Here is a 12,261-nt window from a genome sequence, read left to right as displayed (position 1 = left end):
TGACCTATTGGTGTGGCGATCTTCACGATCTGCCCACGACGTTGAGGTGGCTTCGCATGGAACGGCGATCAGCGACCCCGCGCACCGAGGGCTTATCGCAGGGCTTACCGCACGACTTACCGTCGGAGTTATCCCAGGGGACGGGGACATCGCAGGACCGTCCGGCCAGACGTCTGACGAACCTCCCGGTCACCCGTCCGGTGACCCTCCCCGTGAACGACCCGGCAGGCGACCCGTCCGGTGGTGCCACCCGCTCCACCGCGAGACCGGTCGCGGGTCGTCCCTGATGACGCACTCCGCCCCGGCCGCGGCATCCGCCGCCCCCCTGCCGTACGCCCGCCGCGACGTCCGGCTGTTCTGGTGGGCGGGCACCTGTGACGCGCTCGGCAGCCAGACCGCCGGATTCGTGCTGCCGCTGTTGCTCTTGAGCCTCGGCCGTTCCCCGGCCGAGGTCGGGGCCGTCGCCGGGCTCTCCGCGGCCGCCACGCTGGTCCTCGGCCCGCTCGCCGCGGTGCCCGCCGACCGTGGGGCCCGCAAGCAGGTGATGGTGGGCGCCGCGGTGGTGTCCGCCGGGGCCATGACCGGGGTCACCGTGGCCGTCGCGGCGGGTCCGGTGCCGTTGGCCGTGCTCCTCGCCGCCGTACTCGTCGAGCGGTGCGCGAGCGCCTGCTACGAAGCGGCGTCGCTGGGCACCCTGGCGTTCGTGTGTCCCCCGGAGGAGCACCGGCGGGTGCTGTCCCGATTACAGGCGGGGGAGCGGGGCGCCCTGGTCGTCGGGCCCGCGCTGGGCGGGCTGCTCTTCGCCGTCGGCGCCTGGCTGCCGTTCCTCGTGGACGCCCTGTCGTACGCCGTCGCGGCGGGCGGCGTCCGGGCCATGCGCTCCGATCTGGCTCCGCGGCCGGAGCAGCGGCCGCCGGCCGGCACACCGCGGCGGGCCTGGCGGGCCCTGTTCGCCGAAGCCGGGGCAGGCGTGACGCTGCTCCGCCGGGAACCCTTCCTGCGGCTGGCCCTCGTCTGGATCTCGGCCGTCAACGCCCTGCTCGTCGCGCTGTATTACACGACGGTCTTCGCGCTCCAGGACCACGGCCGGAGCGCGGCTCCCCTGGGCCTGGTCCTCGCGCTGGCCGGGGCGGCCGGGCTGGCGGGAGCGCTGGCCGCGCCCCGACTGGCCCGTCGGCACGCCGCGGCGAGCGTGCTGGTGCCGGTGTCCTGGCTGCTGGTGCCGCCCGCCGTGGCCCTGGCGGTGGCCCGCGACGCCTGGCAGTTCGGGCTGCTCTTCGGGCTCCTCTGCTTCCTGACGCCCTCGGCCACCGTGGCGCTGCAGGCCCGGATCATCCAGCTCACCCCACCCGCGCTGCAGGCCCGTACCGGCACCGTCCTGGCCACCGCGTCGGGCGCGGCGGCGGCCCTGTCCCCGGCCCTCGCCGGGCTGTTCGCCGACCGGGCCGGAGCCGGGGCGACCTTCGCGGGCTGCGCGGTGCTGCTGGCCGTGCTCGCGCTGTACGTGACCTGTGTGGCACCGCGCCGCACCCGCGGCACCGAGGAGGAGACCGGATGAGCGCGACCGCGGCAGGCACCGCCGCACCGCCGCCCCCCGGCACCGGCTTCCGGGTCTACCGGCCCGCGCTGCCCGAGGTCTGCCCGCGCGACCCGGCGCGCATGGCGCTGGCCGCGGACGCCGACGGCCGCTGCGAGATCTTCACCTGGAACGCCGCCACCGGCACCGCCCGTCAGGTCACCGACAGCCCGGACGGCACGGTGCACTGCGCGCTCGACGCGGACGCCCGGGTGTGGTGGTTCGACGAGGACCGTAGCGGCCTCGGGCTCTGGTACTTCCAGGACTTCGGGGGCGGACCGCGGCACCCCGGTCTGACCGGCCTGCGCCCCGGCCTCCCGTGCGGTCTCGCCGTCAGCGACGCCGGCACCGTGGCCCTCGGCCTCGGGGAGGGCCGCTCGATGACCGTCCACCTCGGCACACCGGGCGGACCGGCCCGGCAGGTGCGCACCGTCGACGGCCCCGCGCTGCTGACCGGGATCTCGCCGTCGGGCGGGCTGCTGGCGCTGTCGGGGGCGGCTGGATCCGACCGTGCGGTCACCCTCGTGACCTGCTCGGGGGAGGTTCTCGACCGGCTCTCGGGGCGGAGCGGCCGGCTGTGGGCGCTCGGCTTCGCGCCGTCCCTGTCGGCCAGCGAACTGCTGCTGGTCCAGGAGGACGACGACCGCTACCGACTGGCCAGTTGGCGGCCCGGCACCGGACTGCGTCCGCTGAACTGGTGCCGCTTCGACACCGAGATCACCGCGCGCTGGTACCCCGAAGGGCGACGGGTCCTCATCCGCCAGGACCGCCACGGCCGCTCCGCCCTCACCACGGCCGACCTCGACCGGCGCACCCTGACCCCGGTGCCCTGCCCGCCCGGCACCCTGCTCGACGCCGCCCCGCACCCCGGCGACGACGTGCACTACCTCTGGACCGACACGGCCACCCCGCCGCGCATGCGCTCCACCGCCGGCACCCGGCTGCCGGCCCTCCCCGTCCTGCCCGCCCCCGCACCCGGCCGGCACCGCGACCTGTGGACCCCCGGCCCGGACGGGCCCGTGCACACCCTGCTCAGCGAACCGGACACGGCCCCGGACGGGCCGCCGCCGCTGGTGTTCCTGGTGCACGGCGGCCCCGCCGACCACGACCGCGACGCCTACGACCCGCAGGTGCACTCCCTGGTCGCCTCCGGGTTCGCGGTCGCCCGGGTCAACTACCGCGGCTCCACCGGCTACGGCCCCGGCTGGCGCGCCGCCTACGGCGAGGGCGTCGGGCTCACCCAGGTCGCCGACCTCGTCGCGGTCCGGACCGACCTGCTCCGCCGCGGTCTGGCCCGCGAGGATGCGATCGGCCTGTGGGGCACCTCCTGGGGCGGCTACCTGGCCCTGCTCGCCCTCGGCACCCGGCCGGACCTCTGGCAGGCCGGCGTCGCCGTCAAACCGGTCGCCGACTGCGCCGCCGCGCACCGTACCGGCACCCCCGCGCTGAGGGCCCTGGACGAGCGGCTGTTCGGCGGCACCCCCGACGCCGTGCCCGGACGCTACGCGCGCAGCTCGCCGCTCCACTACGCGGCCGATGTCCGCGCCCCGCTGCTGGTGATCGCCGCCACCCGCGACGTCAAATGCCCGCCCGGCCAGGTCCGCAGCTACTTGGCCGCCCTGCGGGAGGCCGGCGTCGCGCACGAGTCCCTGTGGCTGGACACCGGCCACGACGGTTACACCGGCACTCACCACGTGGCGGCCCTGCAGCGCGCCATGGGCTTCCTCGGCCGGCACCTGCGCCGCACTCCGCGGCCCACCGAACCCCCCGTCCCCCGGCGGACGGGGTCCTGGGGAGCACCGGCCCGTCCGGCGCCCCCCGGAATGTGAGATCCGTTCCCGAAACACCGGCAGAACAGGAGACACAGCCATGCAGAAGGACATCATCCACAACGACCCGCTCGCGGGTGACGAGGAGAACCGCAAGCCGGGCATCGGCATCACGGTGACCGTGCCGTTCCGCAACGCCGAGGACACCGAGGAGGACTGACCCTCCCCGGCCGGCCCGGTGCACCACCGGGCCGGCCGGACCCTCCGCACGTCACCGGCCGGCCGCCGGCCGCCTCCCCTCCCACCCCGCCGCCTACGAGGAGCCGACATGCGCGTCCTGCTGGTCAACATGCCCTGGTCCCCGATCGACCTCCCGTCCCTCGCCCTCGGAATCCTGCGACGCAGTGTCGACGAGCGCACCTCCGGCCATGCCGATGTCCTGCACGCCAACCTGGAATTCACCGACTGGATCACCCGGCGCACCGAGTTCACCGCGGACGACTACCAGTTCTATGCGCTCTCCTCGTACTTCATGGGATGCGGCGACTGGGTCTTCTCCTCCGCCCTCTACGACGAGCCCGAGTGGCGGGTGCCGGAGTTCCGCGCCTCGATGCGCGGCAAGCTGCGGGACGAACGCATCCGGATGTCCGAGGAACTGCACCGCGTGGTACCGGAGTTCGTCCGGGAGACCGCCGAGCGGATCGTCGCGGCCGGCCCCGACGTCGTCGGCTTCACCTCCACCTTCCAGCAGAACACCGCCGCGCTCGCCGCCGCCAAGTACGTCAAACGCCTCGCCCCGCACATCAAGACCGTCATGGGCGGCGCCAACTGCGATGCCGAACAGGGCGCGGCGGGCCACCGCAACTTCCCCTTCCTCGACTTCGTGGTCCGCGGCGAGGGCGAAGCCGCCTTTCCCCAGCTGCTCACCGCCCTCGACGAGGGCGGCGACCTGTCCGCCGTCCCCGGGCTGTGCCACCGCACCCCCGACGGCACCAGCACCGCCAACCCGATGAGCACCAGCCCGCTGCCTCCCGCCACCATCCTGCCGCCCGACTACAGCGGCTACTTCGAGCGGCTGGCGTCCTCCGTCGCCCGCAACTGGGTGGAGCCCAAGCTCGTCGTCGAGGGCGCCCGCGGCTGCTGGTGGGGGGAGAAGCACCACTGCACCTTCTGCGGCCTCAACGGCTCCTTCATGCAGTTCCGCAGCAAGAGCCCCGACGTCTTCTACGAAGAGATCATGGACCTGGCGCGCCGCCATCGGGTGCTGGACATGTACGTCGTCGACAACATCCTCGACATGGGCTACCTCAACACCGTCCTGCCCCGCATCATCGAGAGCGGCTACGACCTGCGCCTGCACATCGAGATCAAGGCGAATATGCGCCGCGCCCAGCTGCGCACCCTCGCCGACGCGGGGATGATCTACGTCCAGCCGGGCATCGAGAGCCTGAACAGCCGGGTGCTCGACCTGATGGACAAGGGCGTGAGCGGCTGCCAGAACGTGCGTATGCTCCGCGACGGAGCCGAGACCGGACTCTCCGTCTCCTGGAACTACCTCCACGGCTTCCCCGGCGAGACCGCCGCCGACTACGAGCCGGTCATCGCCCAGTTGCCCGCCCTGGAACACCTCGACCCGCCGGTCGACCTCTCCGCCCGTATCGCCATCGAACGCTTCAGCCCGTACTTCAACCGGCCCGAACTCGGCTTCACCGGTCTGCGGCCCGAGGAGCACTACCGCTTCACCTACGACCTGCCCGAGTCCGAACTGTACGAGCTGGCCTACGTCTTCGAGGCACCCGAACGCGGCATCGGCGAACCCACCGTCACCTCCCTCAACGACGCCCTCGCCGCCTGGCGCAAACACCACACGGACAGCAGGCTCACCCACGCCGACCTCGGCGACCGCATCGTGTGCGTCAGCCGCCGGCACGCCTTCGACTGGGGCGCCATGGAGCTCACCACGCCCCTGGAGACCGCGGCCTTCCGGCTCCTCGACCAGCCGCACGCCCCTGCCGCGCTGACCCGCAAGCTCGCCGCGCGCCTGCCGGAGCATCCGGTCGACGAGGCCGAGGTGCACGCCCTCCTCCAGCACTGGGTGACGCTCGGGCTGGTCTTCACCGACGGCGGCCAGTACGTCCACCTCGCCCCGGCGGCCGTCAACGAGGACCTGCTGCGGCTCGACTTCATGCGCCACCGTCACGCCGCCCCCGCCCCGCAGGAGACGCCGCAGGCACCCCGCGACGTCGTCCACGCCTGAGCGCCGCCCGGCCCACGAGGAGACACCCATGACCCGCACCACCACCCCCGCCCCCCGGGCGCTGATGCTCGCCGCATGGCGGGACTACGACGAGGACGCCTGCACCCTGCCCGGCATGAGCCTGGGCGAACTCGACCTGACCGGACCCCCGGAGGAGTACGCCGCCCGGCTGTGGGAGCTGGGGGTGCGGCGCGTCCGGATCGCCGAGGAGATCGACCTGACGGACGTCGCCGACCCCGAAGCCGCCGCGCACGCGGTCCGGCGGCTGTGCCTGATCCGTGATCTGACGGCACGCGCCGTGCTGGTCCAGTGGCGGCTGCGCCTGCCCGCGGAGCCCGGCGACGGCTGGCGCGAGCTCAGCCACCTCCAGCCGCCCCGGACCCTCACCGGCCCCGTCGACGAGGCGGCTGCCCTTTCCCAGTGGCGCAACGAGCACTACCTCTGCAAATGCCTGTGGCGCGAGGGTCCCGGCTTCGTCCAGATCCGCGACCGCCGATGGGGCCACCTGCGCCGCTTCACCGCGGACGAGCCCGACTACCGGAAGGCGATCAGCCAACTGTCGTACGGCGCACCGCTGTCGGCCGTGCCCGAGGCCGTCGCCGCCGACTTCCTGGAGGAGCGCCTGATCTCCCGCACCGGGCCGCTGCTGTGGTGGCTGCCGTACCGGGTGAACCGGTGGATCCAGGAGGCCATGGCCATCTGAGGGCCGACGACGGCCGGCCGTCGGTGGCGAACAGCGGGGTGTCGGTGGGGTGTCGGCAGGGTGTCGGCGCCCGCTGGGACCGTGAGGTGTGGGCGGCGCCCGTCGTGACAACGCGATCCCCGGCGCCGCCCGATCACCTCGAGCGCTAGGAGCCCGTGATGTCCTCCGTACCCCAGCCCCAGCCCCGGACCCAGCCCCAGCCGTGGGACGTGCACCGTCTTCCCCGCGCCGAGGGCAGGAGCTTCCTGGTCACCGGCGGCAACGCGGGCATCGGGTATTTCGTCGCCGAACAGCTCGCCGGCACCGGGGCCACGGTCGTGCTCGGCAGCCGCGACGCGACGAAGGCCGAAGCCGCCCTCGCCTCGATCCGCTCCCATGTCCCCGGCGCCCGGGTGCGGCATCTGCGGCTGGACCTGGCCGATCTCGCCTCCCTCAAGACGTCCGTGGACGCGCTCGGGCTGGACCGTCTCGACGCGGTGGTCCACAACGCGGGGGTGGCGCTCGACGATCCGCCGCGCCGGGAGACCGGGGACGGCCACGAGTTGATGTTCGCCACCAACCACCTCGGGCACTTCGTGCTGACCGGCCGACTGGCTCCGCTGCTCCTGGCCACGCCGGGCAGCCGCATCGTCACCACCGGCAGCTTCGCCGCCAAGACCGAACGCCTCGACCTCGACGACCTCCAGAGCACGCACGACTACCGGCCCAAGCGCACCTACGGGCGGTCGAAGCTGGCCCAGATGCTCTTCGGCTTCGAACTCGACCGCCGCCTGCGCGCCGCCGGGAGCACGACGCGGAGCGTGGTCGTCCATCCCGGCGGCGCGCTCGACTCCCTGACTCCCTCGCGTCCGCCGGTGAGCGAGCGGACCACCGGCGAGCGGCTGCGCGGCCTGCCGCTCGGCCTTCTCGTGCAGGGCAAGGAGGCCGGTGCGTGGCCGGCCGTCCGGGCCGTGCTCGACCCGGACGTGCGGGGTGGCCAGATGTGGGGACCGCGGGTGTTCGGGCTCCGCGGCCGGCCCAGGGCGGAACCCCTCTGGGACCACCTGGCCGACACCGCGACCGCGGCGCGCCTGTGGGCCGCCTGCCACGACCTGACCGGCGTCGACCCGGCCTCCGAGGCCTGAGACCCGCTGCCGCGGCCGGTGGTCGGGTGGTCACAGTGGGTGTTCCGCAAGGGGCGGGTGATCCGCCTTCCCCGTGATGCGCCCTGCGGTGCCTCGCACGCGGGATGCGGGCGTGGCAAGGTGGTGGGAGAGGTTGCCTCCCTCGCCCGTTCCTCGATTCCGATGTGGAGGCTCGCATGGACGAGAAGGAGTTCTTCCAGGCAGTGGCGCATCGCACGGGATTCTCGCGGCAGGAAGCGGCCGATCTCACCCGCGCCACCCTCGAGACGCTCGCCCTTCGTCTGAGCGACGGCGAAGCCCGCGATCTGGCCCTCGAACTTCCCGAGCCCCTGCGCGAATCACTCCAGCGGGGGCGGGGCAGCATGGTGATCTTCGGGCCCGACGAGTCGGTCCGCAGGGTGCGCGAGCACACCGGCCTGACCAAGTCGGAAGCCACCCGCGGGGTACGGGCGGTGCTCGGCACGCTCCACGAGGTCATCTCGCAGAAGGAGTTCGACCACGCCATGTCGCAGCTCGGCAAGGAGTACGCGCCGCTGGTGGAGACCGGCTGACGGGGCCCGGCCGACGGGTCCGTTCTCCCTCGTCGGGGGTGTGCGGCGGCGGATGAGGAGGCCGGTGGGCCGGCCGGTCCGGGCGGGTGGAGGGGCAACTCGGGCTGCGGTGGCGGCCATCGGCGGATGACGCCCACGAAGCAGTGCGACGGACACCAGCGACAGTGACAGGGCTTGACGGGGCCGACGTCTGATGGTGCAGTGGATCATCCACTCAGCCACTGATTCACTCAGCCCTGGCCGGGTGGTGCGCCGGCAACCGCTGCCCTGGGAGGGAAAACGTGGAGACGCTGCCCCGTGAGACCGTCGTGGACGTCCTGGAGAACCGGCTGCGGGAGGAGATCCTGACCGGCCGCTATCCCGCCGGTGGCTATCTGCCCACCGAGCGCCGGCTGGCCGAGCGGTACGGCGTCAACCGCACCACCCTCAAGCACGCCTACGGCCGTCTCCTCCAGGCCGGTCTGCTGGAGACCCGGCACGGCGTGGGCACCCGGGTGCGCGACTACCTGCGCCTCGGCGGCGCCGATCTGCTGCCGATGCTGGTACGGCACAGCCCGGACTGGATCGGTGAGATCTTCGAAGTGCGGCGCAGCATCGGCGCGTTGATCGCCGAGCGGGCCGCCACCCGGTCGGACGCCGCACAGCGCGACGAGCTGCGCGAACTGCTCGCGGCGGTACGCACGGCCGAGGGCGGCGACGCCGTACAGCTGGCGGACATCGAGGTGCACCGCGCGCTGGCCCGCGCCACCGGCAACCGCGTCTACGTGCTGCTGACCAACACCCTCTTCCACGCCTATCTGCCGGTCCGCTCCGCGCTGGTACGGCCCTTCACCGACCCGGAGGCCGCACATGCCCGGCTGGCGCCGGTGGTCGAGGCGGTGGTGGCGGGCGAGCGGGACACCGCGCGATCCGCTGCCGAGACCTATCTGACCGCCACCGAGCGGATCATGCTGGAGGAGCTGGCATGAGCGGCGGCCACAGCGCCCGCGGGACGGCGTTCACCGAGACCATGCTCGGCAGCGCCCGGCTCGACGGCGAGGACGCGACCCGGCGGGCCCGGCTCGACCTGCGGGTGACGGCGCCGCACGTACTCCGGCCGCTCGGGACGACCGTGGCCCGGGTGAGCGGTCGCCTGCGCATCGCCGGATGGGCCGACGACCCGTACGTCACGGGCGAGATGGAGATCTCGCCGCTCGCCCGGCGCCGTATCCGCTACCGGCTGGCCTTCACCGTCCAGGGACGCCGCCTGACCCTGGACGGCTGGAAGTCCGTCTCGCCACGCCGTCCCGTCCGCTCGATGACGGTGCTGCCCTGCACGCTCTACGACGGGGAGGACCGCATCGGCACCGGCACCCTGCGCTTCCCCCTGGCCACCGGCCTGGCCCCCTTCCTGGGCAGTGTCCGCTTTCCCCGCCACGAGAACGGCAGCAGCCACCTGGCGCCGCGCTGGCACGGGGAACGCGGCCGCACCGAGGTCTGGTACACCACCGTCACCGACCCGGCGACCGGCCGCGGGCTGTGGCTGCACCACGAACTGGTCGCGCCGACCGACGGTTCACCGGCCTTCGTGCACGGCTGGGCCGCCGTCTTCCCCGAGCCCGCCCCCGACGGTCCGCAGGACGCCGTGCGGCATACGCGCTTCGGCCCCGAACCCTGGCGCGGCGGTCAGGACGGCTTCCGTGCGGACGGCATCACCGCCCGTCCCGGGCACCTCGAAGGAGCCGCCGGCGACTTCCGCTGGGAGCTGACCGAACGACCCGAGGACGCACCGCTGTTCACCTTCCCGCGCTGGTCCTGGCGCCGCCCCCTGCTGCCCGCCGCGCAGATCCTCCCCGCCGCCCGTGCCACCTACGACGGCACGGTCACCTACGGGGGCGAAAAGCTGACCCTGCACGGCGCGCCCGGCGCCTCCGCCCGCATCTACGGCCACGGCAACGCACACCGCTGGGCCTGGTTGCACGCGGATCTCGGCAACGGCGAGGTGCTGGAGATCGTCGCCGCCGTCTCGACGCGACCGGGGCTGCGCCGGCTGCCGCCCCTGGTCTTCCTGCGGCTGCGCCGCGGCGGCCGCACCTGGCCCCGGCGGGCGGAGCGGGCCGCGTTCGGCTGGGCCGGACTCGGCCGCTTCCGCGCCGCCCTCGGACATCCGGACTGGAGCGTCACCGGCCGCGCCGGGCTGCGCCGCATCCGGGTCGAGGTGAGCCTTCCCGCCGAGCGCACCCTGCCGCTCGACTACGCGGACCCCGACGGCAGTCCGGCCGTCTGCCGCAACAGCGAGACCGCCGACGCCGTCGTCCGCCTCGAACGCTGGTGGGGCCGCTGGCGCACGGAGGAGGAGTGGCTCCTCGAAGGGACCGCGCACGCGGAGGTGGGCGAGCGATGAGCACCGCCGGATTCGTCGCGGCCCTCCTCGCCGACGACGGCAGCACACCCTGGCCCGCCAGGGTGCCCCGACGCCTCGACGACCTGCTGGCCTCGATGCCCGCACCCGTTCGCGCCGGGGTGCGCGCCGCGGCCCGTGCCGTCGACGCCTATGCGCTGGCCCGCACGGGCCGCCCGCTCGCCGCCCTCGCCCCGGAGGAGCGGGACGAACTGATGACGGCGCTGGCCGCCCGGCCGCGCCTGGCCCCGCTGTTCGACCTGGTGAAGGTTCCGGTGCTGCTGGCCGCCGGCACGGAGCGGATGCTCGCGGACCGGACCCGCGCGGCACACGGCACCGGTAGGTCACCAGCGGGCCCGCTCGCCCTCGCGCCGCCGTCCGACCCGCCGCTGGACTGCACACCCGCCACGGACTGGCCCGCACGGAGCACCGCGGACGCGGTGGTGATCGGTTCCGGCGCCGGCGGAGCCATGGCGGCGCGCGTCCTGGCCCGCGCCGGACTGCGCACCGTCGTCCTGGAGGAAGGGGACCACCACACCACCGCATCCTTCGGACGCCGCACGCCCCTGGAACGGTTCGCGGCGCTCTACCGCGACGGCGGCGCCACCGTCGCGGCCGGCCGTCCCCCGCTGCTGCTGCCCACGGGCCGGGCCGTGGGCGGGACCACCCTCGTCAACTCCGGTACCTGCTACCGCACCCCGGACCATGTGCTGGACCACTGGCGCACCACCTTCGGGCTCGGCCTCGCCGACGGCTTCGGGGCGCACCTCGACGAGGCGGAGCGCACCCTGGGCGTGGCCACCCAGCCCCTCGACGTGATCGGCAACAACGGACTGCTCACCCTCGCCGGGGCCGAGCGGCTCGGCTGGCGGGCCGCGCCGCTGCGCCGCAACGCCCTGGGCTGCAAAGGCTCCTGCCAGTGCGTCGTGGGCTGCCCCACCGGCGCCAAGCAGAGTGTGCAGCGCTCGGTGCTGCCCGACGCCTGCGCCGCCGGAGCCCGGATCGTCACCGGGGCACGGGTGCGGCGCATTCTGGTGGACGCCGACCGGCCCGGTGGTCCGCGGGCGGCAGGGGTGACCGTCGAGCGTCCGGGCGGCGGCGAACTGGAGATCCTGAGCCCGTTGGTGGTGGTCGCGGCAGGCGCGCTGCAGTCGCCGCCGCTGCTGCGCCGCTCCGGGCTCGGCGGCCACCCCCGGCTGGGCCGCAATCTCAGCGTCCATCCGGCGACCAGCGTGGCGGGCCGCTTCGCCGAGCCGGTGACGGCCTGGGAGGGGGTGCTGCAGAGCGTCGGCGTCGAGGAACTGCACAGCGGCGGCATCCTCATCGAGGCCACCGCCACCCCACCGGGCATGGGCAGCTTCGTACTGCCGGGCGTGGGCCGTGAACTGCGCCGTGAGGTGGACGCCGCCGACCGGCTGGCGACACTCGGCGCCATGATCGCCGACCGCCCCTCGGGCCGGGTCCTGGGCCGGGACCACACCCTGCTCCGCTACGACCTCGATCCCCGTGACGCGGGCCGTCTGATGACCGCGGTACGCGCCATGGGCGAACTGCTCTTCGCCGCCGGTGCCCGCGAGGTGCTGACCGGCATTCCCACCGCACCGCGCGCCCGCTCCCTGCCCGAGCTGACCGCCCTGCTGGACGGGATGAGCGCCCGCAGCCTCCATCTCTCGGCCTTCCACCCCACCGGAACCGTGGCCGCCGGGGCGGATTCCCAGCGCTGCCCCGCCGACGGGGAGGGCCGCCTGCGCGGCGTGCGCGGAGTTCTGATCGCCGACGGCTCGCTGCTGCCCAGCTGTCCCGAGGTGAACCCGCAGGTGAGCATCATGGCCGCGGCCCTGGGCGTTGCGGAGCGGGCGGTGGTGGCGGTGGGCTGAACGGGGCCGCCCCGGTGATCGCGT

Annotated in this window: 9 protein-coding genes; all 9 read left to right on the top strand. The window is 74.2% G+C overall.

Going from position 1 to position 12,261, the window contains the following annotated elements; genetic code table 11:
- Positions 1–286 precede the first annotated feature (286 nt).
- The 9 genes from Scani_RS12410 to Scani_RS12370 all read left to right on the top strand — a co-directional run bounded on the left by Scani_RS12410 (position 287) and on the right by Scani_RS12370 (position 12,237).
- Positions 287–1,558, top strand: coding sequence for an MFS transporter (locus Scani_RS12410; protein WP_159473790.1), 1,272 nt, complete (start codon positions 287–289; stop codon positions 1,556–1,558).
- The gene (locus Scani_RS12405; protein ID WP_159473787.1) at positions 1,555–3,405 is read left to right on the top strand and encodes a S9 family peptidase; all 1,851 of its coding nucleotides are present in this window, start codon (positions 1,555–1,557) and stop codon (positions 3,403–3,405) included. The genes Scani_RS12410 and Scani_RS12405 overlap by 4 nt, the downstream gene beginning before the upstream one ends.
- A gap of 268 nt (positions 3,406–3,673) precedes the next feature.
- Positions 3,674–5,602, top strand: coding sequence for a RiPP maturation radical SAM C-methyltransferase (locus Scani_RS12400; protein WP_159473784.1), 1,929 nt, complete (start codon positions 3,674–3,676; stop codon positions 5,600–5,602).
- Between the two features lie 28 nt (positions 5,603–5,630).
- Positions 5,631–6,305 carry a DUF5825 family protein gene (locus Scani_RS12395; RefSeq protein ID WP_159473781.1) on the top strand — a complete coding sequence of 225 codons (675 nt, stop codon included), beginning with the start codon at positions 5,631–5,633 and terminating at the stop codon, positions 6,303–6,305.
- A 158-nt stretch (positions 6,306–6,463) separates the two neighbouring features.
- On the top strand, positions 6,464–7,429 hold the full coding sequence (locus Scani_RS12390; RefSeq protein ID WP_159473778.1) for an SDR family NAD(P)-dependent oxidoreductase: 966 nt from the start codon (positions 6,464–6,466) through the stop codon (positions 7,427–7,429).
- A gap of 176 nt (positions 7,430–7,605) precedes the next feature.
- Positions 7,606–7,980: a DUF2267 domain-containing protein gene (locus Scani_RS12385; protein WP_159473775.1), complete on the top strand. Its 375-nt coding sequence runs from the start codon at positions 7,606–7,608 to the stop codon at positions 7,978–7,980.
- A gap of 281 nt (positions 7,981–8,261) precedes the next feature.
- On the top strand, positions 8,262–8,948 hold the full coding sequence (locus Scani_RS12380; protein WP_159473772.1) for a FadR/GntR family transcriptional regulator: 687 nt from the start codon (positions 8,262–8,264) through the stop codon (positions 8,946–8,948).
- Positions 8,945–10,363 carry a tocopherol cyclase family protein gene (locus tag Scani_RS12375; protein WP_159473770.1) on the top strand — a complete coding sequence of 473 codons (1,419 nt, stop codon included), beginning with the start codon at positions 8,945–8,947 and terminating at the stop codon, positions 10,361–10,363. The genes Scani_RS12380 and Scani_RS12375 overlap by 4 nt, the downstream gene beginning before the upstream one ends.
- A complete protein-coding gene (locus tag Scani_RS12370; RefSeq protein ID WP_159473767.1) occupies positions 10,360–12,237 on the top strand; it encodes a GMC family oxidoreductase in 1,878 nt (625 codons plus the stop codon). The genes Scani_RS12375 and Scani_RS12370 overlap by 4 nt, the downstream gene beginning before the upstream one ends.
- The last annotated feature ends 24 nt before the right edge of the window (positions 12,238–12,261 follow it).

The organism is Streptomyces caniferus (assembly GCF_009811555.1).
Classification (GTDB): domain Bacteria; phylum Actinomycetota; class Actinomycetes; order Streptomycetales; family Streptomycetaceae; genus Streptomyces; species Streptomyces caniferus.
The sequence above is the reverse complement of the archived record's forward strand: the minus strand, read 5'-3'. Positions and strand labels throughout refer to the sequence as shown.